General features: G+C 71.4%; 20 protein-coding genes. 10 read left to right on the top strand and 10 right to left on the bottom strand.

What is annotated here, in order from left to right:
- Window positions 1–36: 36 nt before the first annotated feature.
- From AB0I28_RS02100 to AB0I28_RS02075, 6 genes are all read right to left on the bottom strand, one after another.
- Window positions 37–792 carry a copper homeostasis protein CutC gene (locus AB0I28_RS02100; protein ID WP_357488825.1) on the bottom strand — a complete coding sequence of 252 codons (756 nt, stop codon included), beginning with the start codon at window positions 790–792 and terminating at the stop codon, window positions 37–39.
- A complete protein-coding gene (locus AB0I28_RS02095) occupies window positions 792–1,766 on the bottom strand; it encodes an asparaginase (RefSeq protein WP_357488824.1) in 975 nt (324 codons plus the stop codon). Before AB0I28_RS02095 ends, AB0I28_RS02100 begins: the two co-directional genes overlap by 1 nt.
- The gene (locus tag AB0I28_RS02090; RefSeq protein ID WP_357488823.1) at window positions 1,763–3,109 is read right to left on the bottom strand and encodes an alpha-L-fucosidase; all 1,347 of its coding nucleotides are present in this window, start codon (window positions 3,107–3,109) and stop codon (window positions 1,763–1,765) included. The genes AB0I28_RS02095 and AB0I28_RS02090 overlap by 4 nt, the downstream gene beginning before the upstream one ends.
- Before the next feature lie 24 nt (window positions 3,110–3,133).
- Window positions 3,134–3,985, bottom strand: a complete 852-nt coding sequence (locus tag AB0I28_RS02085) for a carbohydrate ABC transporter permease (protein ID WP_357488822.1) — start codon at window positions 3,983–3,985, stop codon at window positions 3,134–3,136.
- Window positions 3,975–4,931: a sugar ABC transporter permease gene (locus tag AB0I28_RS02080; protein WP_357488821.1), complete on the bottom strand. Its 957-nt coding sequence runs from the start codon at window positions 4,929–4,931 to the stop codon at window positions 3,975–3,977. The genes AB0I28_RS02085 and AB0I28_RS02080 overlap by 11 nt, the downstream gene beginning before the upstream one ends.
- Before the next feature lie 64 nt (window positions 4,932–4,995).
- Entirely contained in the window at window positions 4,996–6,273 is a 1,278-nt protein-coding gene (locus AB0I28_RS02075; protein ID WP_357488820.1) for a sugar ABC transporter substrate-binding protein, read from the bottom strand.
- Window positions 6,274–6,397: 124 nt separating this feature from the next.
- Between AB0I28_RS02075 and AB0I28_RS02070 the strand changes: the two genes are divergently transcribed.
- Complete coding sequence (locus AB0I28_RS02070) at window positions 6,398–7,525, top strand: ROK family transcriptional regulator (protein WP_357488819.1); 1,128 nt, start codon at window positions 6,398–6,400, stop codon at window positions 7,523–7,525.
- A 53-nt stretch (window positions 7,526–7,578) separates the two neighbouring features.
- Window positions 7,579–8,694, top strand: a complete 1,116-nt coding sequence (locus tag AB0I28_RS02065; RefSeq protein WP_357488818.1) for an epoxide hydrolase family protein — start codon at window positions 7,579–7,581, stop codon at window positions 8,692–8,694.
- Window positions 8,695–8,747: 53 nt separating this feature from the next.
- On the opposite strand, the gene AB0I28_RS02060 is transcribed toward AB0I28_RS02065, so the two are convergent.
- Entirely contained in the window at window positions 8,748–9,251 is a 504-nt protein-coding gene (locus AB0I28_RS02060) for a Rieske 2Fe-2S domain-containing protein (RefSeq protein ID WP_357488817.1), read from the bottom strand.
- A 303-nt stretch (window positions 9,252–9,554) separates the two neighbouring features.
- Here AB0I28_RS02060 and AB0I28_RS02055 point away from each other — a divergent pair, with 303 nt between their 5' ends.
- The 3 genes from AB0I28_RS02055 to AB0I28_RS02045 all read left to right on the top strand — a co-directional run bounded on the left by AB0I28_RS02055 (window position 9,555) and on the right by AB0I28_RS02045 (window position 11,462).
- On the top strand, window positions 9,555–10,139 hold the full coding sequence (locus tag AB0I28_RS02055; RefSeq protein WP_357488816.1) for a sigma-70 family RNA polymerase sigma factor: 585 nt from the start codon (window positions 9,555–9,557) through the stop codon (window positions 10,137–10,139).
- Entirely contained in the window at window positions 10,136–10,816 is a 681-nt protein-coding gene (locus AB0I28_RS02050; RefSeq protein ID WP_357488815.1) for a zf-HC2 domain-containing protein, read from the top strand. Before AB0I28_RS02055 ends, AB0I28_RS02050 begins: the two co-directional genes overlap by 4 nt.
- A gap of 97 nt (window positions 10,817–10,913) precedes the next feature.
- Window positions 10,914–11,462, top strand: a complete 549-nt coding sequence (locus AB0I28_RS02045) for a DUF2231 domain-containing protein (protein ID WP_357488814.1) — start codon at window positions 10,914–10,916, stop codon at window positions 11,460–11,462.
- 24 nt (window positions 11,463–11,486) lie between these two features.
- Here AB0I28_RS02045 and AB0I28_RS02040 read toward each other — a convergent pair whose 3' ends face one another.
- Window positions 11,487–12,338, bottom strand: coding sequence for a phosphotransferase (locus AB0I28_RS02040; RefSeq protein ID WP_357488813.1), 852 nt, complete (start codon window positions 12,336–12,338; stop codon window positions 11,487–11,489).
- Between the two features lie 207 nt (window positions 12,339–12,545).
- Here AB0I28_RS02040 and AB0I28_RS02035 point away from each other — a divergent pair, with 207 nt between their 5' ends.
- Window positions 12,546–13,436: a bile acid:sodium symporter family protein gene (locus tag AB0I28_RS02035; RefSeq protein WP_357488812.1), complete on the top strand. Its 891-nt coding sequence runs from the start codon at window positions 12,546–12,548 to the stop codon at window positions 13,434–13,436.
- Here AB0I28_RS02035 and AB0I28_RS02030 read toward each other — a convergent pair.
- Window positions 13,429–15,345, bottom strand: coding sequence for a serine hydrolase domain-containing protein (locus AB0I28_RS02030; RefSeq protein WP_357488811.1), 1,917 nt, complete (start codon window positions 15,343–15,345; stop codon window positions 13,429–13,431). The genes AB0I28_RS02035 and AB0I28_RS02030 overlap by 8 nt on opposite strands.
- A 175-nt stretch (window positions 15,346–15,520) precedes the next feature.
- Here AB0I28_RS02030 and AB0I28_RS02025 point away from each other — a divergent pair, with 175 nt between their 5' ends.
- From AB0I28_RS02025 to AB0I28_RS02010, 4 genes are all read left to right on the top strand, one after another.
- Window positions 15,521–16,546: a LacI family DNA-binding transcriptional regulator gene (locus AB0I28_RS02025; RefSeq protein WP_357488810.1), complete on the top strand. Its 1,026-nt coding sequence runs from the start codon at window positions 15,521–15,523 to the stop codon at window positions 16,544–16,546.
- A 119-nt stretch (window positions 16,547–16,665) separates the two neighbouring features.
- Window positions 16,666–18,540 (top strand): ricin-type beta-trefoil lectin domain protein, encoded by a 1,875-nt coding sequence (locus AB0I28_RS02020; RefSeq protein WP_357488809.1) that lies wholly within the window; start codon window positions 16,666–16,668, stop codon window positions 18,538–18,540.
- 73 nt (window positions 18,541–18,613) lie between these two features.
- Window positions 18,614–19,168, top strand: a complete 555-nt coding sequence (locus AB0I28_RS02015; protein ID WP_357488808.1) for a GNAT family N-acetyltransferase — start codon at window positions 18,614–18,616, stop codon at window positions 19,166–19,168.
- Between the two features lie 234 nt (window positions 19,169–19,402).
- Window positions 19,403–20,584 (top strand): Cmx/CmrA family chloramphenicol efflux MFS transporter, encoded by a 1,182-nt coding sequence (locus AB0I28_RS02010; protein WP_357488807.1) that lies wholly within the window; start codon window positions 19,403–19,405, stop codon window positions 20,582–20,584.
- On the opposite strand, the gene AB0I28_RS02005 is transcribed toward AB0I28_RS02010, so the two are convergent.
- A complete protein-coding gene (locus tag AB0I28_RS02005) occupies window positions 20,481–21,404 on the bottom strand; it encodes an alpha/beta fold hydrolase (protein ID WP_357488806.1) in 924 nt (307 codons plus the stop codon). The two genes, AB0I28_RS02010 and AB0I28_RS02005, sit on opposite strands and share 104 nt — an antisense overlap.
- Window positions 21,405–21,484 lie beyond the last annotated feature (80 nt).

The raw sequence follows: 21,484 nt of genomic DNA, 5'->3' as shown, positions 1-21,484 counted from the left end.
TCCCGTTCGGCGTCGCCCAACGCCGGGTCGACCAGGCTACGGTCGGCCGGCGATGCGCTCCCCCGCGGCGACGAAGTCGGCGACGCCGACGCCGCTGGTGATGTCGCGGGAGAACTCCGGCCGCCGCAGTTCACCGCCCATGAACGGGTACGGGTTGCGGTGGACCATGGGGCTCTCGGCGGTCTCCCAGACCCCGAAGTGGTACTCGGCGGCCCCGGTTTCGGCGTGGATGCGGTCGAGGTTGCGGGCCGTCACGCCCGCGCCGGGCATGACGATGACGCGTTCACCGGCGGCGCGGACCAGCTCGGCGATCAGCGGCGCCCCCTCCAAGGCGAGCGATTCCTGCCCCGAGGTGAGGACCCGGTCGACGCCGATGTCGATGAGGGTCTCCAGCGCGGCGAAGGGATCGCGGGCCATGTCGAAGGCCCGGTGGAAGGTCACCGACAGCCCCGGTGCGGCTTCCATGAGGGTGCGGCAGGCATCGACGTCGACGTCGCCTCCGGGTGTGAGGGCGCCGATCACGATGCCGTGCACGCCCGTGCCGGCGATGAGCTCGGTGTCGCGCCGCATGGCCGCCAGCTCGTCGGCGCCGAAGACGAAGTCGCCGCCACGAGCGCGGATGATCGGGTGCACCCGGATCGAGGTGACGCGTTCCATGGTGCGCTCGACGGTGCCGAGGGTCGGGGTGAGACCGCCGTCGAAGAGCGCCGAGCACAGTTCGACCCGGTGCGCGCCGCCCGCCTCGGCCGCGAGGGCTCCGGCGACGCTGTCGATGCAGACCTCGTAGATCATCACGCTCTTCCCTTCACAGTGACGGCGATGTGCCCGGCGGGCCGACCGCCGCCACTGACGGTGAGGTCGGTGAGCTCGCCCAGGTCGGGCAGGGCGACGCCGGCGAGGCGCAGCGCGGCGATCCCGGCGGCGGTCGTCGCGCGGGGGTTGCCGTCGAGGCACTTGACCGCGACGGAGGTCCCATCGGGCATCGCGGCGACGAGGACCCCCTCGGCGCCGCCTTTGACGATCGCGCCGGGCGCGAGCCGGGCGAAGCGGGTGTTGACGTGTCCGGTGCCGCCGACGTACTCGGGGTGGGCGCGCATCGCCCCGGCGACTGCACCGTCGAGCGTTCCGCCGGGGGCGGCGGCGAGGCGGCCGAAGGTCCTGGCCAGCCCGGCGAGGCTGACGGCGGGGCACGGCGCTCCGCAGCCGTCGGTGACCGTCAGTGGAACGGTCTCTCCGGCCAGGCGCTCCACGGTCTCGACGACGATCCGCTGCATCGGGTGCGCGGGGTCGAGGTAGCCGTCGAGGTCCCAGCCGTTGACGACGCAGGCGGCGAGCATGGCGGCGTGCTTCCCCGAGCAGTTCATGTACACCGGCGCCGGTTCGCCGCCCGCGCGGACGAGCCGGTAGCGGGCGGGCAGGTCCTCGGGGTAGTCGGCGACATTGCGCAGCGCGGCGCGCGGGAGGCCCGCGCGGTCGAGGATCGCGTCGACGGCCTCGACGTGGAACTCCTCGCCGGTGTGGCTGCCGCAGGCGACCGCGAGGAGTTCCCCGGACAGTCCGGCACCGGACGCCTGGCTCGCGACGGCCTGCAAGGGCTTGGCCGACGAGCGCGGCAGCATCGTCACCTCGGGATCCCCGGCGGCGTAGACGACCTCGCCGCGGACGTCGACGACTACGGTGTGCCCGAGGTGGACGCTCTCGACGAAGCCGCCCCGGACCACCTCGGCGAGGCGGACGGCCCGGCCCGTGTCACCCAGTTCGCTCACGCGGCTCCTCCTTCGACGGTGAGGACGGCGGCGGGTTCGCCGCGCAGCCGCCCGGGTACCTCGATCGCGCCGGTGGCGTCCGGCTCGGCCGGCTGCCCGTACCAGCGCAGGCCGGTGCGCGGCAGGTCGGCGGCGGGCCGCAGCACACCGGAGCCGGGATCGAGCATGATCACATTGAGTGTGCCGTCCGGGGACGCGGTGTACCTCACCGGGTCCCCGGCCGGCTCGGCGTGGCGCCGCCACGGGCGGGTGGCGTAGACGGCGCCGCCGTCGCGGGCCAGCCACTCCCCCAGCCCTCGCAAACGCTCGACCTGTTCGGGCGGCGCCGATCCGTCGGCACGCAGGCCGATGTTGAGCAGCAGGTTGCCGTTCTTGGCGACGGTGTCGGCCAGCAGGTGCACCAGTTCGGAGCGGCCGGCCAGATGCCGGTCGTCCTCGGCCTCGTTGTGCCCGAAGGAACGCCCGATCCCGCGGGTCGCCTCCCACACGCCGTTCTGGATGCCGTCCTCGGTGCGGTACTCCCGGGTGCGGTAGCCGAGGTGCGGCACACCCCAGCGGTCGTTGACCACGCCATCCGGGACGGCGGCGTAGTAGGCCCCGAAGAGCGCCGCCAGGCCATAGGGCACATCGGCCTTGGCCGCGTCGGGCCAGTCGATGTCGTTCCAGAGCACGTCGGGGGCGAAGCGCTCGACGAGTTCGCTCGCCTGCGCGTGGCAGTAGCGGGCGAAGGCGGGGTCGTTGCGGCGGAAGGTGAACAACTCGGTCAGCGACTGGATCGGCGGGAAGTCCGACACGTGCCAGTCGAGGGCGCCGGAGTAGTAGAGGCCGTACCTGAGGCCGGCATCGCGCGCGGCGCTCGCCAGGTCGGCGATCAGGTCGCGCCGGGGCCCGCGGCTCACGCTGTTGAAGGCGGTCGTGGCGGTGTCCCAGAGGCAGAATCCGTCGTGGTGCTTCGAGGTCGGGACGACGTATCGGGCGCCCGCCTCGGCGAACAGCCGCATCAGCCCGGCGGGATCGAAGGCCTCGGTGGTCCACTCGTCGGCGAAGTCCTCGTAGGACGTCCCGACCCCGTAGGCGGCCTCGTGGTGCGCCAGCGTCGGCGAACCCGGGATCCGCACGGTGTTGGCGTACCACTCGGCGTACTGGTGGTGACTGAACTCCAGCTCGGTCGGCACGTGGCGGCCGGGCGTGTGCGGCGTCGCCCAGGCGGGCACCGAGTAGAGGCCCCAGTGGACGAACACCCCGAACTTGGCGTCGCGATACCAGGCGGGCACCTTCCGGTCGGGGTAGACGGGCGCGGCATCACCCAGCTCGGGCCCGGTGCGGCGGTCGAAGAGAAGCAATGGATCCCTTTCAGGGGTGCGGGCTCAGCGTCCGCCGAGACCGGCGGTGGCGATGCCCTTGACCAGGTGTTTCTGCAGGGCGATGAGCAGCAGGAGGGTCGGCACGACGGACACGACGGCGGCGGCCATCACCAGATGCCACTGGTTGCCGTTCTGCCCGAAGAACAACTGCATGCCCAGGGGGACGGTCCCGCGCTCACTGACGTCGTTGATCATGATCAGCGGCCACAGGAAGCTGTTCCAGAAGTTGATGAAGGTGAACACCGCGAGCACACCGAGGGCGGGCTTGGCCATGGGCAGCATGATCCGCAGGAAGATGCGGATCGGGCCGGCGCCGTCCATGCGGGCCGCCTCGTGGAGTTCGTAGGGCACCGCGCGGAAGAACTGGCGCAGCAGGAAGGTGCCGAACGCGGTGAAGGCCCACGGGAAGATCAGCGAGGCGTAGCTGTCGACCCAGCCGAACTCGCGCATGAGCAGGAACATCGGGACGACCAGCACCTCCTGCGGGACCATCAGCGTGGCCAGGAAGACCAGGAAGAGCGAGTCGCGGCCCTTCCATCGCAGCGAGGCGAAGGCGTAGGCCGACATCGCCGAGGCGGCCAGCACCACCAGTGTCCCGGCACCGGCCACGAACAGTCCATTGAGGATGTAGCGGTGGAACGGAACGTAGGTGAACACGTCGGCGAAGTTCTGCCAGCGAACGTCGGAGCCGATCAGCGACGGCGGGCTGGCGAAGGTCTCGCCGGGCGGCTTGAGGGCGGTCGCGACGGCGAATATCAGCGGGTACAGGAACAGCAGCGCGACGGCGGCCAGCAGGACATGGGAGACGATCCGCTTGAGCCTGCGGGGCGTGCTCGTCTTGGCGTCAATGGTCATAGTGGACCCACTTCTTCTGGCCGAGGAACTGGCCGGCCGTGATCAGCAGGATGATGGCGAACAGGATCCAGGCGCCCGAGGCGGCCAGACCGAGGTCGCGCGACTGGAACCCGGCCTGGTACACGTTCATCACGAGCGTCTCGGTGGCGTTGCCCGGCCCGCCCGCGGTGAGGATGTAGGGCTGGGTGAACACCTGCATCGAGGTGATCAGCGTCATCGTGGTCGCGAAGAACATCGCCGGCGACATCAGCGGCAGCTGCACCGACCAGAACTTGCGCAGCCCGGTGGCACCGTCGAGTCGCGCCGCCTCAAGGACATTGGCCGGCATCTCGTTGATCGCGGCCGAGAAGACGATCAGGTTGTAGCCGAAGCCCTGCCACACGCTCATGGCCACGACCGACAGCAGCGCCGTGCGCCCGTCGGCGAGGAAGTTCGGCGCGGAGATCCCGAAGATGCTGTCGAGGTAGTAGGCGAAGGTGCCGTCGGGCTGGAGGAGCAGCTTCCAGATCACCGCGTTGGCGACCATCGGCGTGATCGCGGGGATGAAGAACAGCACCCGCCACAGCTGCGCGTAGCGGGAGTTGTTGATCCAGAAGGCCAGCGCCAGCGCGACGATGATGTTGAGCGGCACGTAGAGGCCGGTGAAGATGAAGGTGTTGCGCAGCGCCACGCCGAAGTTGGGGTCCTCGCCGAACAGGTACTTGAAGTTGTCCAGGCCGAGGAAGGTCGGGTCGCCCAGCATCGGCCAGTTGAACAGACTCATGACCACGGCCATCGCGACCGGGAACAGCGTGAACAGCCCGAGGCCGATGACGCTCGGCCCGGCGAAGCCGAAGGCGCTCCACTGCTCGGCGCGGCGGCCGGGGCTCTTTCGCCGCCGCTTCCCGGCCGGCCCGCGCGGGGCCGGGCGCGGGGGCGCCGGAGTTGTCAATGACGGTGTCGCCACGGTTCACCTCGTCGTCGAGGGCGGCGGGCCGGGTGGGGAGACGAAGACCCGGCCCGCCGCGGGATCACTGGTTGCGGGCGCCCTGCTGCTGGATCGCCGCGAGGGCGTCGGCCGGTGTGGAGGCTCCGGTGTAGACCTCGATGAGGTAGCGGGCCATGTTCTTGCTGACCTCGTCCCAGTTCTTGGTGGTGAACAGGGGAACGCCGGTGGCGAGGCTGGCGGTGATGGAGTCGACGGCGGCGCTGACGGCCTCGGCGCTGTCCGGGTCCTGCGCGACGAGGTAGTCCTTGAACGCCGGCTGCTGCTCGGTGCGCGCCGGGAAGCCGCGGCCCTGGTCGGTGAGGTACTGGGCGGCCCCGGCGCCGGTGAGGATCTTGACGGCCTCGTAGGCCTCGTCCTTGTACTGGCAGCTCTTGGAGACGCCGAAGCCGGAGTTGGCGACGTAGGTCTTCGAGCCGGCGGCGCCGGCGGGCAGCGGGGCCACTCCGACGTCGAACTTGGCCGCGGAGATGTTGGAGCCGATGTTCCAGGAGCCGTCGACGGCCATCATGGCGTTGCCGTTGACGAACTGGGTCTCGCCCCAGCCTCCGTCGGCGGCGCTCGCCGGGACGCTGCCGACGTCGTTCTTGGCGAGCCCCGCGTACCAGGCGACGGCCTCGACCATCTTCTGCTCGTCGAACTGGAGCTTGACGTCATCGGTGACGGGCTTGGCGTCGTTGTAGGACAGCAGCAGCGAGAGCGTGTGCAGGTCCGAGAAGGACATGCCGAAGCCGGACTTGCCGTCGGCGGTGAGCTTCTCGGCGGCGTTCTCGAAGTCGGCGACGGTCCAGCCGGCCTTGGGCTCGTCGAGTCCGGCGGCCTTGAAGGCGTCCTTGTTGTAGTAGACGAGCATCGAGGCGAGGTCGAAGGGCATCGCCAGCTGCTCGCCGCCGAGGCTGAGCGCGGCGGTCGAGGCGGGGTCGAAGCCGTCGGCGGGAACGTGCTCGCCTAGGGGTTCGAGGAGGTCGGTGTACCCGGCCAGGCGCAGGCTCTGCATGGAGACGACGCAGGCCTGCTCGCCGGTGGCGAACTCGGTCTGGAGCTTGGTGAAGTAGTCGTTGAAGGGCGCGGTGCGCAGGTTGACCTTGATCTTCGGGTTCGCCTCGGTGACCATCCGCGCGAGGTGGTCGAGCTGCGCCTTCTCGTCCTCGCTGCCGGCCCACATCTCCCAGTCGAGGGTGACGGTGCCGTCGTCGGCCTTGCTGCCGCCCGCGGAGTCGGAACCGCCGCCGCAGGCGGTGAGGGCGCTCGCGGCCACGGCCACGGCGCCGAGGGCGAGGGCGGCCCGCTTGAGCTTTCGCATTTTTCCTCCTGGAGGCCTCCGTGGCGAAACTCCCGCACGGGTAGTAATTTCGGAGGCGAATTAATAAGCGGTGACTGTAGGCCCCGACCGGCCGGGTCGTCAAGACGCAACGGAGAATGGACACGTGCCAAGCCACCCCCGGTACCGCGAGGACCTCACCCGCACCGAGATCCTCGCGCTGCTCGGAGCCGGTCCCCTCAACCGCTCCCAGATCGCCGCGCGCCTAGGCCTCGGCGCGGCCACCGTCACCGAACACACCCGCCGACTCGTCGCGCTCGGCTACATCCGCGAACTCGCGCCGCAGGTCAGCGGTCCCGGCCGGCCGAGAGTCCCCCTCGAAGTCGTCGCCGACGCCGCTTATACCCTCGGCCTGCGAGTGCACCCGACGCACGTCGTCGGCGTCCTGGTCCGGCTCGACGGATCAGAGGTCGACCGCTTCGAAATCCCCTTCGACCCCGCCGACGATCCCGTTTCCCAACTGGCGGACGCCTGCGCCGGGGCCTTCGCCGCGGAGACCGGCTCCCGGGTCCGCGGTGTCGGGGTCGCTCTGCCCGGCGTCATCGACCCCACCACCGGAACCGTGCGCCTCTCCCCCAGACTCGGCTGGACCGGCGTGCCGCTGGGCCCGGCCCTCGCCGAACGCCTGCCCGTACCGGTGCTCATCGACAACGACACCCGCGCGTCGACCACCGCCGAGCTGCTGTTCGGCGCCGGACGCGAGCACGACGACTTCCTGGTCCTGGCCATCGGCGACGGTGTCGGCATGGGCATCGTCCTCGGGCGCCGGGTCCATCGTGGACCCGACGGCGTCGCCGGCGAGTTCGGGCACGTGCCGGTCGACCCGTCCGGGCCGGTGTGCGTGTGCGGCCGCAACGGCTGCCTGGAGGCATATGTGGCCGACCACGCCCTCGCCGCCCGCGCCAGGCGGCGCGGCCTGACCGACCGCGATCTCGACCTGGACGGACTCCTCGCGCTCGCCGGCGCACCCGGCTTCGCCGAACTGCTCGCCGAGACCGGGGCGATCCTGGGGCGGGCGGTGGCCGGCGTGGTCAACGTACTGGCGGTGCGGGCCCTCACCGTGATCGGTGAGAGCCACGTGCTGTGGCCGTATCTGGAACCGGGCTTCAGCGCGGCGATCGGCGCCGGCGTCGTCGCCTTCCCCGACCTCGACGTTCGGGTGCGACCCTGGGACGACAGCGCCCACGCGCGCGGCGCGGCGAGTCTGGTGCTGGCGGCGAGCATCGCCTCCTAGCCGAGCGCGGGTCGGGTGATCGGTGTGTCGCATGGCGGTGGCATCCTTTGGCGATGGAGCCCTTCCGGATCGACGTGCCCGAAGCCGTGCTCGAAGACCTCCGCCTGCGTCTTGAGGCGACCCGCTTCCCTTCGCGAACGCCCGGTGAGCCGTGGTCGGCGGGGACCGACCCCGACTATCTCCGCGAGCTCGTCGAGTACTGGGCGGGGAACTTCGACTGGCGGGCGAAGGAGGCCTGGCTGGCGGGTTTCCCGCAGTTCCTGGCCGACATCGGGGGCCAGACCGTCCACTTCGCGCACGTCCGGGGCGCCGGCGTCCCCGGCGGCCCGCCGCCCATGCCGCTCGTGGTGACCCACGGCTGGCCGTACTCCTTCGCCGACATGCTGCCGATCGTCTCGCTGCTGGCCGATCCCGGCGCGCACGGCGGGGACCCGGCCGACGCCTTCGACGTCGTGGTGCCCTCCCTGCCCGGCTACGGCTGGTCCTCGGCTCCGGAAGGTCCGGTGATCGGCCCGGCGACCGCCGACGTGTGGGCCGGACTCATGGCACTGCTGGGCTACGAGCGCTTCGGGACCTACGGCGAGGACGTCGGAGCGGGTGTCAGCGACTGGCTCGCGGCCCGCCACGCCGAGCGCGTCATCGGCGTCCACGCGGCGCATCCGGCCTATCCGCCGGATGAGCGGCGCACCGAGCTGACCTCCGAGGAGCGGAAGTTCCTCGACTGGCTCAAGAACCGCTGGGCGGGCGGGGAGGGCTACAGCCAGATCCAGTCGACGCGGCCGGACACGCTCGCCGCCGGCCTGCTCGACTCGCCATCGGGGCTGGCCGCGTGGATCTCGGAGAAGTTCCGGGCCTGGAGCGACGGGGACCGCTTCACCTACGACGACATCCTGACCACCGTGATGATCTACTGGGTCACCGGCACGATCGGGACGTCCTTTCGCGCCTACCACGACGACCGCTTCGAGCCCGTTCTTCCGGTGATCACCGTGCCGGCCGGGATCAGCGTCAGCCGCGCCGACCTGGGCATGCCGCGTTCGCTCGCCGAGCGCACCTACGCCGACATCCGCTTCTGGAACGACCTGCCCGCGGGCGGGCACTTCGTCGCCAAGGAGGAGCCGGAACTGGTCACCGCCGACGTGCGGGAGTTCTTCCGCGGCCTTCGCTGAGACCGCGCGTCCGGCGGCCGGGACGCGAGCGGGGCGCCCCGGCCCGCCGTGCGTCAGACGGCGAAGACTTCCCCGTCGGTGACCTCGACCTCGACCTCGGTGAGACCGCTGGTCGCCGGGCCCTTGCTCAGCGAACCGTCGGCGGCCTTGAAGACCGAACCGTGCGAGGGGCAGGTGATGCTCCCGTCCTGCGGGGCGGGGAGCTGGACGCCCTTGTGCGGGCAGGTCCGGTTGAACGCGACGACCTTCCCGGTCTCGGGCTGGACGAGGATCAGGCTCCCGGCCACCAGGCCGCCGCCGACGGGGATGTCGGACAATTTGGCCAGCGCGTTCTCGCTGCCGGGCTTCTCGCTGGTCGCGCCGCTGGGGGCGTTGTCGGCCGGAGGGTTGTCGCCGGAGGGGGCGGGCGGCTCGGTCTCGGAGCCGCAGGCGGCCAGGACGGCCACCGCGGAGGCGCCGAGCGCCCCGCAGAGGACGCCGCGCCGGGAGGAGCGTGCGACCTCGCCGGCGATCTCGACCGCGGACTTGCCTGGCAGTGCCTCTTTGAGTTCGTTCACGTTGAATCCCGTCTCGAGTGCCGATCCGACGGCTTCGCCCGCCGGGCCTTCGCCGGAGACGGTGCCGCGTCCGGAGAGGCCGTCCGACGGACGCCGCTTCCCAGCACTACGGCCGACAGCTGAGAAACGTTCAATCCGGTGCGGGGTTAATCTCGAAACGCCGCCGGCGCGCTCGGGAGTGACGTGCGCGACGGGTTGAACGCTTCGGCGCCCGCCACCGTAGTTACCGGCATGGAGATCGCGGTTTCCCGCGACGGCCGCACCAGGCCACCGAGGCGGCATCCCCTGACGAGGACGTACGGCATGGACACAGACCCGATCCCCGAGCGCGGCGGCAGACTCGCCGGCCGGGGGACGACGCCCGACGAGGAGCGTCTCGCCCGCGCGCTCTACGCCGAGCACTCCGACGCCCTGTGGCGCTACGCGCTGCGGCTCACGCGCGGCGACGAGCAGCGGGCCCAGGACGCCGTCCAGGAGACACTGCTGCGGGCCTGGCGGTATCCGAGGGTTCTCTCGGTGACCGCCGAACACGCGCGACGCTGGCTGTTCACGACCGTCCGGCAGCGCGTGATCGACGACTGGCGGGCCGGGAAGGTCCGGCCGGAGGTCGTCACCGACCAGATCCCCGACCACCTGCCGGGCCGGCACATCGCCGACCACGTCGACACCGCCATCCAGGGACTACTGGTCACCGAGGCCCTGCGCAAGCTGACGCAGGCGCACCGCGAGGTGCTCATCGAGTGCTTCTACGGAGGACGCAGCGTCGGCGAGGCGGCCACGCGCCTGGGTGTCCCGCCGGGCACCGTCAAGTCCCGCCTCCACTACGGGCTGCGTGCCCTGAAACTCGCCTTGGAAGAGGCCGGAGTGGTCACCGAGGAGTCACGATGACCTGTCAGCACCATCACGACGGGGCCGCCTACGTACTCGGGGCCCTCGACCCGGCCGACCGCGCCCGCTTCGAGTCGCACCTGCCGGGCTGCGCCGAGTGCGGCGCCACCGTCTCCGGACTCGCCCAGCTACCCGGCGTGCTCGCGCACGCCCCCATCGAGGACATGCTCGCCGAAGGCGCCGCACCGCCCGCCGACACGCTTGCGGGACTGATCCGGCGAGTGCGCGTCGACCGTCGGCAGCGCAAGTGGCGAACGGCGCTGGTCGCCGCGGCCGCCGCGGTGCTGGTCTCGGCCGGCTCCCTTTCGGCCGCGGAACTCTTGCGCCCCGAGCCGGAGTCGCCGCCGATCGTCGCGCAGCCGGACTCGATCGACGTGGTCTTCGCGCCCGTCGAAGGTTTCGACGTTCAGGGCGACGCCGCCCTGACGCGGTTCCCGGGCGGCACGCAGATCCGCATCGACTGCGCCTACACCGTCAAGGACTCCTACCTCGGCGGCCTGCCCTACCGGCTCGTGGTCACCAACGGCAAGGGGGACGACGACGTGGCGGGCAGCTGGCACGCCAAGGACGGCCTCTCGGAGGGGATCACGCTGTTCACGCGCTGGTCTCCGGAGAACATCGCGGCCATGGAGATCCAGGATCTCGAAGGCAAGACGATCCTTCGCTGGGAGCGATGAACACGACGCCGGATTGAACCTTCCGGGCGCCTTGTCCGTAGTCATGGTCGGGCGGGCGAAACCGCCGCCCGGTAGACGAACGGAAGGCGATGCCGGTATGCCAACGGAGTTCCTCGGACTGCCCCTGCACCCCCTCGCGGTGCACCTGCCGGTGGTCTTCGTGCCGCTGCTGGGTCTGTTCGCCGCCGCCTACGCGCTGGTTCCCAAGGTGCGACGCAACATCGGCTGGGCGGTGGTCGCGCTGGCGGTGATCGCGCCGGTGGTGGCCTTCGCCGCGAAACTGAGCGGGCAGAACCTGGCCGGGCAACGCCTGGAGGAGATGCGGGAATCCCCGGAAGCGGCGCAGGCCGCCGCGACGAGCTTCAACGACCATTCCCAGTACGGCGACGTCCTCGTGTGGCTGGTTCTCGCGCTGGCGATCGGCGCCCTGGTCCACGCGGGTCTGGCCAGCCGCCGCCTCGACGCCTTCGCCCGGACGCGCAAGATCGGCCCGGCCGGCTCCTGGCTCGGCGCCGACGAACCGGCGGGTTCGACCCGGGGCATCGTCATGATCGTGCTCGGCGCGGTCCTGGTGATCCTCGCCGTCGCGTCGTGCTGGTACGTGTTCAAGGCCGGGCACACCGGCGCCGAGATGCTCTGGGGCTGAAAGACCCGGCGCCGGGATCGGCGATCAGCCGGGGATGTCCGGGCCGTGGCCGTCGAGTTCGGTCCGGAGCCGGCCGAGCCATTCCACGCCCAGCCGGTGGCCGTCCGGGTGCCGGTCCTCCCGATCCCAGCGCCAGGTCGTGATGATCGCCAGCACGAGCATCCGGCACACCCGCAGGAGCTCGGGGTCCACGCCCGGGTACAGCTCACCGACACCGTCGGGCGCGTGGGCGAGGTCGAACTCGACCGGCCCTCGGCAGCACGTCTCCAGGTCGATGAACAGCAGGCCGTTGCCCGTACTGAGCACGTTGCCCGGGTGCGGCTCGCCGTGCAGCAGCTGTTCGGCGCCGCCGTGCTCGCCGATCACCCGTCCCAGGCTTCGCAAGGTGTCGGTCAGCAGCCGCCGGTCGGCTTCGGCGAGGTCCGGCGTGCGGTCGCGGTCGGCGAGCGACCCGAGCGCCTGCTCGACTCGTTCGCTGAAGTGCGGCGCCGCCACATCGAGCGGCAGCATGCCGGCGTGCAGTCGTTGGAGCGCGCCCGCATAGTCGGCCGGCGGGATCTCCAGGGGTGGCACGGGTTCGTGATGGGTCCACAGCGTGATGGCGAAGCCGTCGCGTTCGTGGACGCTCGGTTCCACCCGGGGATCGAGGGCGGCGATCGAGCAACCCGACTCGGCGAGCCGCACGGCGAGATCGACCTCGAACCACGCCACCCCATCGGCCTCGGGCGCCACCCGGGCGACGATGTCGGCGGGCAGAAAGCGCACGGTGAGCTTGTTCGAGTCGTGGAGGACGACCGCTTCGTCGGCTCGCAGGCCGAGTGCCGAGACGGTCGCCCTGGCCGCGGCCACCGCGCGCCGAGCCTCTGCTGCCCTCATCGTGACCGGTCCCTCTCCCTTGGGCGCCGCCTTCCGGGCGGTGCGGCCAGGGCACGGTACCAAGTCGTGATCACGGTCGTGGCGGCCACGAGGCCCGCCGCGTGCGCCGCGGTCCCACCATCGGACGTCCGGGAGCGGTAAGTTCTCAGGCCCGGGCCGCGGCGCACCACCCGACCCGGGGGATCCCCTCACCCACAGGAGTTCCCCATGCAGGTCGTCAGCACCCTTTTACCCATCGCCCTCGCCATCGTGATGCTGGGGCTCGGCCTGAGCCTCACCGTCGCCGACTTCAAACGCGTCGCGGTATATCCGCGGGCGACCGTGATCGCCCTGGTCTGCCAGGTGCTGCTGCTCCCCGCGGCCTGCTTCGGCCTGATCCTGCTCTTCGAACCGCCGCCGGTCCTCGCCGTCGGCATGATGCTGCTGGCGGCCTCGCCCGGCGGGTCGACGGCGAACCTGTTCAGCCATCTCTTCGGCGGTGACGTCGCCCTGAACGTCACGCTGACCGCGGTCAACTCGGTCCTGGCCGTGGTCACGCTCCCCCTGGTGGTCAACTTCGCCCTCGGCCACTTCATGGCCGCCGACGGGGCGGTCGGCCTCCAGTTCGACAAGAGCCTCCAGGTCTTCGCGATCATCCTCATCCCGGTGGCGATCGGGATGGCGCTGCGCTCGCGCTTCCCCGCCTTCGCCGACCGCATGACGCGCCCGGTGCGCATCACCTCCATCGCGGTGCTCATCCTCGCGCTCGCTGCGGCGGTGCTCCAGGAGATCGACCACCTCGGCGAGTACATCGCCCAGATCGGCGTGCTCACCCTGCTGTTCAACGTGCTCAGCCTCGCGGTGGGCTACTTCGCGCCGAGGCTCGCGCGGGTCGGGAAGCGGGAGTCGATCGCCAGCTGCATGGAGATCGGCATCCACAACGGAACCCTCGCCATCGCGATCGCGCTGAGTCCGACGCTGCTGAACGACTCCCGCATGGCCGTGCCCGCCCTGACCTACGGCCTGTGGATGTTCATCACGGCCGCCGTGGCGGGTTACCTGCTGCGGCGGGGGATCCGGTCCGAGGCCGACTCCCCCGCCGAACCGGCGGTCAGTTGAACGGCGGACCGGTGAGGTTGTAGGCGATCATCACCGCCGAGAAGGTCACCGCCGACAGCGCGAGCAGCGTGTGGGCGATCCTCCCCGGAATCCGCCACCATCCGCTCACCCACGCGGCCACCGCCCCGGCGCACACGGCGACGGTGGCCGCGACGGTCGCCGTCGCCGCGATCATGAGGACGTACAGCGCCGGCGAGCCGAGGGTGACCAGGTCGAAGGCGGCGTTCGGGTCGGACAGGAGCGTGACGATCGCGGCGGTCAGCGCGACAGCCACGGCGGCGGTCAGCCAGCCGACGAGGCGCGCGGCACGGGCGGCGCGCGGGTGCCGTTCGCGACCGCGCCGGACCACGGCCACGATCGGGATGGCGATGAGCGCGGCGACAAGTCCGAGGAGCGCCATGAGAAGCGCCTGCAGGTGCAGGTCGGGCCGCTCGTACCAGTCGATGCGCAGGTAGACCTGATTCTGGCCGCGCCATTCGGTGAGGACGCCGTCGGAACTGATGGCGAGGGTGCCGGGGCCGTCGATCTCCTGGAAGAACCCGGGTTCGGTCTGCACCCAGATCTGGGAGTCGGCCGTGGAGTCGCTCGACAGGGTCCGGCCGGTGGTCGTGATGGTGCCGTCCGGGTTGGCGGCGACGGTGACGACCGACTGCGTGAGGGCTCGGGCGCGCAGGACGCCGTCCCGTGACAGGCGCGAGGTCCGGTACGTGCCCTCGTAGTGCGCGACGTCGCCGCCGATGCCCTGCGGCGCGGTCGTCACCGGCTCCTGCGGGAAGTACCGGTCGAGAATCGCATCGGTCAGCGCGCCGCCGTCGAAGTCTCCGTTCCCGTCACCGTTGACGGTGAGGAAGACGCCGATCCCCCGCTCGGGAAGCAGCGACATGTCGTTGTGGAAGCCGGATCCGTCGCCGCCCTTGAAGAGCACGCGCTGCCCGTTGCGCGGGCGCTCCTCGTAGACGTAGCCCATGCCGGGCATGCGCGGGTCCTGGGCGTAGTGGCCGGCCATCATCCGCTCGGGGACGCCCGCGCCGAGCAGGGACGCGCCGGAGAGCTGGTCGATCATGAAGCGGGCCATGTCGGCGGCGGTGGTGACCTGGCCTGGTCCCGTCGGAGTCCAAGGATTGTGGTTTCCGGCGGTCTCGGTCTGGCCGTCGCCCGCCGGACGGTAACCGGTGGCCAGCGTCGCCTCGATCTCGGCCGGGTGCGGCTGGGCCGCCGTCGACCCGGTCATGCCGAGGGGAGCGAAGACGTTCTCGGCGATGTGGCGGTCGTACGGCACACCGGCGACCTGCTCGACGATGTGCCCGGCGAGCGCGACTCCGTAGTTGTCGTAGGCGAGGACCGTGCCCGGCTCGCGGACGCGCTCGGGCATGGTCTCCGCGAGGCTGTCTGCCAGGGTCGGCAGGTCGGCGGGATCGATGGCGGAGGTGGCGAAGGTGCCGCCGTCGGGGTCGAAGCCGGCGGTGTGGGTGAGCAGGTGTTCGAGCGTGACGGGCTTGCCGGGGAAGGTGTCGGGGACGTCGAAGGCGGTGAGGTGGTCGTTGACGTCCGCGTCGAGGTCGAGCAGTCCCCGGTCGGCGAGCTGGAGTACGGCCGCGGCGGTGAAGAGCTTGGCCGTCGAGGCGGTGTAGAAGCCCGTGGTGGCCGGGTCGAACGGTGTTCCCGAGGCGATGTCGGCCAGGCCGTAGCCTGCCGTGTGCACGACCTCCCCTCCGGCGACGATGACCACGGCGGCACCGGGAACGTCTCCGGTGCTCAGCTGTTCGGAGACGACGGCGTCGGCGAGCTGGGCGATGCCCGGCAGGTCGGTCGTCTCGGCGTGCGCGGGTGTCGCGGCGAGCAAGGTCGCGGTGGTGACGGCGGCGGTGAGGAGGCCGGCGGCGACACGTGTCGGGGTCCTTTGGGTCACTTGGCGAGGATGGCGTGACCGGCTCTTGTGGGCAGTGGGCCCAGCCCCCTCTTGACGGGGGCCTCGCCCTACGAATCGGCCGCGGGCCGTCCATGGTGGACGTCGCCGGACGTTCGCGTCGGCGCGGGGCGGGTCGCCGGATCCGGGTAACGTTCTCCACCAGGGAGGGTGCCAGATGACCAGGCCATCCGGGGTCCGCGCGACGGTGCGGGACGTCGCCGCCGAGACGGGACTGTCCATCGCGACGGTCTCACGCGTGCTCAACGGACAGGGCAATGTCGCTCCGCACACGCGCGATCTGGTGCTGCGGGCCGTTGACAGGCTGGGCGCTCAGGCGCCGCGTCCCCGGGCCGCGGCGGGCCGTCCGTCCGAGGGAGCGGTGTTCGTGCGCTGCCCATACGTCCTCACCGACTACTTCGGACTGATCGTGTCCTCGATCGCCGAGACCCTGGAGCGGCACGGGCGCCGGGTCGTGCTCAGCGCCGGGGAGGCCTCGCAGGGAGAGCCGGTCCTCGCCGGGCTGGCCGCGCAGAGCGACCTGGCGGCGGCGGTGCTGATACTCCCGCCGGAGGACGCCGGGGACATCATCTTGTTGCGGGACCGCCGCTTTCCTTTCGTGGTGGTCGATCCGCGGACGCCGTTGCCGCGTGACATCGTCTCGGTCTCCGCGGCGCACTTCGCCGGGGCGCGGCAGGTGATGGCGCACCTGGTCGGTCTGGGGCACCGGCGGGTCGGGGTTGTCGGTGGGCCGAGCAAGTGGCTGACCAGTGACGCCCGTCTGGCCGGGTACGCGGCTGCGCTCGCCGAGGTGGGCGTGCTGTCGGCGCCGGAGTTGGTGCGGTCCGTGCCGGAGCCGACCATCGAGCACGGCTATCGGGTGGCCGGTGAGCTGCTCGATCTTCCCCGGCGGCCGACGGCGCTGGCGGCCTTCAACGACAAGATGGCGGTGGGGGCGCTGCGGGCCGCCGCCGAGCGCGGGCTGTCGGTGCCGGGGGACGTGTCGGTGACCGGGTTCGACGATCTGGATCTGAGCCGGGCGGCGCAGCCCGCACTGACCACGGTGCGACAGCCGCTGCAGGAGATGGGCCGGATGGCCGTGACGCTGCTGATGCGGTTGCTGGACCGGCACGAGTTGGAGGCGTTGCACGTGGAGCTGGCCACCGAACTGGTGGTGCGAGGCTCGACGGGGCCCGCGCGCTGAGGAAATGTTTCAGGTTCTTGACAGCGGGTGACGGTCGTGTTTCTCTGGTTCGGCGAGCGTGTTCCAGTTTTGTTTCATTTGTTGCAGCGCTCGTCTCACTCCTCCGGAAGGAGCCCGGGATGCACCCGACACCCCGACGCGCGCTCGGCATCGGCATCGTCGCCGTCTGCCTGGCCGCATTAGGAACCACCGTCTCCCCACCCCCCGCCGGCGCGGCCGGCGAGCGGGTCGACGTCTGGCTGACGACCACGTCCGACGGCGGTGGCCGCGTCGTCACGCGCGGCCTCCAGCAGCAGCCGGCGATCGCGTTCGGCGCCCCTGGCAGCGGCGGCAACACCATCACCGTCAACGAGGGCACCACCTACCAGCAGTTCGAGGGCGGCGGCGCCTCCATCACCGACACCACCGCCTACCTCATGCGCGGCGGCCCGATCAGCGCCACCACCCGCGACGCGGTGATGCGCAAGCTCTTCTCGCCGACCGAGGGCATCGGCCTCTCCTTCGTACGCAACCCCATCGGCGCCTCGGACCTCTCGCGGCCCGGCATGGTCTCGCTCGACGACACCTGCTGCGACCTGTCCGACTTCAACACCAACGGCTACGACACAGGAGTCCGGCTGCTCACCCAGCAGGCGAAGTCGCTCAACCCGGCACTGCGCGTCAAAGGCGTCCCGTGGAGCGCGCCGGGCTGGATGAAGGACAACGGCCGGATGGACCAGATGGGCTGGCTCAAGTGGGAGTACTACCCCGCCTACGCCCAGTACCTGGTCAAGTACGTGCAGAGCTACCAGGCCGCCGGCGTCGCGGTGAACTACATCTCGGTGCAGAACGAGCCCAACTGCTGCCAGTCGGGAAACCCCACCGCGATGAACTACCCGGGCATGAGCTGGAACGCCTCGGGCCTGATCGAGTTCACCAAGAACCACGTCTATCCGGCCTTCCGGGCCGCGGGCCTGAGCACCAAGGTCCTGGTGCACGACTGGAACTACGGCGACTACCCGAACTTCGGCGGGCAGATCCTCGCCGACGCGGCACTGCGCAACGACCCCCTGTTCGGCGGGATCGCCTGGCACGGCTACTTCGGCGACCCGGCCGTCGGTTCGCAGGTGCACGGCCAGTACCCGGGCGTGAAGCAGTTCAGCACCGAGCACTCCGGCGGCACCTGGGTCTCCAACCAGCACAACGAGGACCTCGCCGACATCGTCAACTACACGCGCAACTGGAGCGGCAGCCTGGTCAAGTGGAGCCTGGCGCTCAACCAGAACATGGGCCCGCACAACGGCGGCTGCGGCACCTGCACCGGCCTGGTCACCGTCCAGGAGGGCGGCCCGCGAGCCGGGCAGGTCGACTACACGATCGAGTACTACACGACCGGGCACCTGACCAAGTTCGTCAAGCCGGGAGCCCACCGCGTCGACTCCACGGCCAACGGCACCGTCCCGAACGTGGCCTGGCGCAACCCCGACGGCTCCAAGGCGCTCATCGCGCACAACGGCGGCGGCTCGGCCCAGACCGTGCGCGTCAACTGGGGCGGCCAGTCCTTCACCTACAGCCTCCCGGCCCGCACGACGGCGACGTTCACCTGGTCGGGCACGCCCGGCGGCGGCCCCACCGGCGGGCAGGTGACCGGCCTGGCCGGCAAGTGCATGGACGTGGCCGGTGGCAGCAGCGCCGACGGGTCCGCCGTGCAGCTGTACACCTGCAACGGATCCGGCGCCCAGCAGTGGTCGCGTCCCGGCGACGGGACGGTGCGCGCGCTCGGCAAGTGCCTCGACGCGACCGCACACGGCACCGCCGACGGCACCACGCTCCAGTTGTGGACCTGCTCGGGCACACCCAATCAGCAGTGGGCCTACAACGCCTCCACCAGGGACCTCACGAACCCGGCGGCCGGCAAGTGCGCCGACGTCACCGGGAACAGCAGCGCCGACGGCGCCCGCCTGCAGCTGTGGAGCTGCACCGGCGCCGCCAACCAGAAGTGGACCTTCACCTAGGTATCCGGGGTCCGCGAGCGGACACGCCCGCGGACCCTTCACATCGGCCGCCGCCGATGGAAAGATCACCGGCGTGAGCACGCGACCTCCCCAGCGCAAGGCCGTCCCCGCGGACGTGCCGAAGATCGCGGCGCTGATGCGCCGCTCCGTCGAGGAACTGTTCCCGCTCTTCCACGACGAGCGCGACACCGCGGCCGCCGCGAGGTTCCTCACCGTCCCCGACACCATGCTCATCGACGACGGGACCTACTACGTCCACGAGGCCGAGGGCGAGATCGTCGCCTGCGGCGGCTGGAGCAAGCGCGACAAGCTCTACACCGGGTCCGGTGACCAGTCCGGTGACGCGCGCCTCCTCGACCCCGCGACCGAGCCGGCACGGGTGCGCGCGATGTTCGTCCGCGGGGACTTCGCCCGGCGCGGCCTCGGCCGCGCGATCCTCACCTCCTGCGCGCAGGACGCCGCCGCCGACGGCTACCGCTCGCTGGTGCTGATGGCCACCCTTCCTGGAGTGCCCCTCTACCAGGCCTTCGGGTTCCGCGAGGTCGGCCGCGAAGACCTCCCGCTCCCCGACGGGACGACCCTGGCGGGCGTCGCGATGGAACGCGAACTCGCCGAAGACGGCCGTTAAATCCTTGCGCCGCACCGACCCCGCAAGCTAGCGTCGCCGCCATGTCCAGTCCCGAGGCGTCCAGACGCAGGCCACCGCGTTCCGGTGGCCGCCCGTCGTCGACCTCGCGCTGAGACCTCACGTCTCCAGCCGGGTATTCGGGCACTCTTCGGCTCCGCCACCGGATCGCGCACGGTCACCGGCCGCCGGCACCCGCCAGCCGCCGCGTCCACCTCGCGGTCACGGAGTCTTCTCATGCCCATCGCCGTCTACATGCTAGCCCTCGCGGTCTTCGCGCAGGGCACTTCGGAGTTCATGCTCGCGGGCCTGGTGCCCGACATCGCCGCCGACATGTCGGTGTCCGTCCCGGCGGCCGGAAACCTCACCTCGGCCTTCGCCGCCGGAATGATCGCCGGGGCGCCGCTCATGGCGATCCTCAGCCTGCGCTGGTCTCGGCGCAGGGCGCTGCTCGTCTTCCTCGTCACCTTCCTGCTCGTGCACGTCCTCGGCGCGCTCACCACCAGCTACGCGGTGCTCCTGACCACGCGGGTGGTCGGCGCGCTGGCCAACGCCGGCTTCCTGGCCGTGGCGCTGGCCACCGCGAGCGCGCTCGTCCCCGCCGGCGCCAGGGGAAAGGCGACCTCCGCGCTGCTGGGCGGGGTCACCATCGCGTGCGTCGCGGGCGTTCCCGCGGGCGCGCTGCTCGGCCAGCACTGGGGCTGGCGTTCGGCCTTCTGGGCGGTCGCGGCGGTGTCGGTGCCGGCCGTCGTCGCCGTCTTCCGCTCGGTTCCGTCCGGCCCTGCGCCGTCGGCGAGCACGAACGCCCGCCGGGAGCTGCGGGCGCTGCGGGACCCCGGTCTGCTGGTCACCCTGCTGCTGGGCGCGCTGGTCAACGGCGCGACGTTCTGCGCGTTCACGTATCTGGCTCCGCTGCTGACCTCGGTCGCGGGGATCAGGGAGGCGTGGGTGCCGGCGATGCTGGCGCTGTTCGGCGTCGGTTCCTTCCTCGGTGTGACGCTGGGCGGGCGCTTCGCCGATACCCGGCCGGTGCGGCTCGTCGTGGTCGGCGGGCTCGCCCTGCTCGCGGGCTGGGCGCTGTTCGCGGTGTCGGCCGGGAGCGGTGTGGCGGCCGTGGTCCTGGTTCCGGTGCAGGCGACGTTGTCGTTCGCGGTGGGGTCGACGCTGATCGCGCGCGCGATGTACGCGGCGGGATCGGCGCCGACCCTCGCGGGAGGATTCGCGACGGCGGCGTTCAACGTCGGCGGCGCGCTGGGTCCGTGGCTCGGCGGCCTGACGATCGGCGCGGGCCTCGGTTTCCGTTCGCCGCTGTGGGTCAGCGCCGGGCTGGTGGCGACGGCATTGGCCGTCGTGGCGGTGACGCCCTTCGATCGGCGTGCCCGCGAACGGCGGACGCGTAGCGAGGCCACAGCGCCTTAGGCAGGTCGTGTCCGACGCCCGGCAGGAGGATCAGCTGGGCGTCGGGCGCGGCGGCGGCGAGGTCGCGGGCCGCGCCGAGGCGCAGCAGCGGATCGGCCTCGCCGTGGAAGGCGAGCAGGGGCGCGCGCAGCTCGCTCAGCGCGGGCCCGCTCCAGCGGGCGCCGGTCTGGCGGGCCTGCGCGTGCCGGTCGCGGAATCCGCTGACGCGGTCGCGTTCGGCGGAGTTGCGCGCGCCCTCCTCATCGAAGGCGTGGCCGGGCGAGGCGAGCCTGCGGGCGATCTCCACGGCGGCGGTGACCGCACCCTCGGGCCCGTCGGGGACGCGCCGCGACGCCATGGAGACCAGGACGCCGGGCCGGATGTAGCGGATCAGGTCGCGGGACCGGGCGCCGCTGGGCACCGCGGCGGAGGTGGTGAGGGTCCGGACGCGTTCGGGGTGGCGCAGCGCGATGTGCTGGGCGACGAGTCCCCCCATGGAGTGGCCGAAGAGGTGCGCGCTGTCCCAGCCGAGCGCGTCGAGGACCGCGGCGCCGTCGTCGGCGAGGTCCTCGGCGGTGTAGGCGGCGGGGCGCTTGCGGAACAGGGAGGTGATGGGGTTGCCGTGCTTCTCCTCCGGCCAGCGGCTGGATTCGCCGGAGTCGCGGTGATCGTAGGTGGCGACGTGGAAGCCGTGGGCGATGAGCATGCCGATGAGGCCCGGCGGCCACCAGAAGCGGGTGACGGCCAGGCCCATGATGAGCAGCAGGGGGTCGCCGCCTCGGCCTCCGTGGTCTTCGTAGGCGATGGTCATCGGACCGTTCTCGGTGTGGCGGGTGGCCATGGATCAATCCTTTCGCGAACGACGTTCGCAAATTAGGCTAGCCGATCGGGTACGGTGTTCGCAAACGCCGAGAGGGGAAG

This window comes from Phytomonospora sp. NPDC050363 (assembly GCF_040655735.1).
GTDB lineage: Bacteria > Actinomycetota > Actinomycetes > Mycobacteriales > Micromonosporaceae > Phytomonospora.
The sequence above is the reverse complement of the archived record's forward strand: the minus strand, read 5'-3'. Positions and strand labels throughout refer to the sequence as shown.

Bases quoted from the DNA above. Each gene is read 5' to 3' on its own strand.
- AB0I28_RS02100 (WP_357488825.1), bottom strand. From the start codon at position 792: ATGATCTACGAGGTCTGCATCGACAGCGTCGCCGGAGCCCTCGCGGCC.
- AB0I28_RS02085 (WP_357488822.1), bottom strand. From the start codon at position 3,985: ATGACCATTGACGCCAAGACGAGCACGCCCCGCAGGCTCAAGCGGATC.
- AB0I28_RS02075 (WP_357488820.1), bottom strand. From the start codon at position 6,273: ATGCGAAAGCTCAAGCGGGCCGCCCTCGCCCTCGGCGCCGTGGCCGTG.
- AB0I28_RS02065 (WP_357488818.1), top strand. From the start codon at position 7,579: ATGGAGCCCTTCCGGATCGACGTGCCCGAAGCCGTGCTCGAAGACCTC.
- AB0I28_RS02055 (WP_357488816.1), top strand. From the start codon at position 9,555: ATGGACACAGACCCGATCCCCGAGCGCGGCGGCAGACTCGCCGGCCGG.
- AB0I28_RS02050 (WP_357488815.1), top strand. From the start codon at position 10,136: ATGACCTGTCAGCACCATCACGACGGGGCCGCCTACGTACTCGGGGCC.
- AB0I28_RS02045 (WP_357488814.1), top strand. From the start codon at position 10,914: ATGCCAACGGAGTTCCTCGGACTGCCCCTGCACCCCCTCGCGGTGCAC.
- AB0I28_RS02040 (WP_357488813.1), bottom strand. From the start codon at position 12,338: ATGAGGGCAGCAGAGGCTCGGCGCGCGGTGGCCGCGGCCAGGGCGACC.
- AB0I28_RS02035 (WP_357488812.1), top strand. From the start codon at position 12,546: ATGCAGGTCGTCAGCACCCTTTTACCCATCGCCCTCGCCATCGTGATG.
- AB0I28_RS02025 (WP_357488810.1), top strand. From the start codon at position 15,521: ATGACCAGGCCATCCGGGGTCCGCGCGACGGTGCGGGACGTCGCCGCC.
- AB0I28_RS02020 (WP_357488809.1), top strand. From the start codon at position 16,666: ATGCACCCGACACCCCGACGCGCGCTCGGCATCGGCATCGTCGCCGTC.
- AB0I28_RS02010 (WP_357488807.1), top strand. From the start codon at position 19,403: ATGCCCATCGCCGTCTACATGCTAGCCCTCGCGGTCTTCGCGCAGGGC.
- AB0I28_RS02005 (WP_357488806.1), bottom strand. From the start codon at position 21,404: ATGGCCACCCGCCACACCGAGAACGGTCCGATGACCATCGCCTACGAA.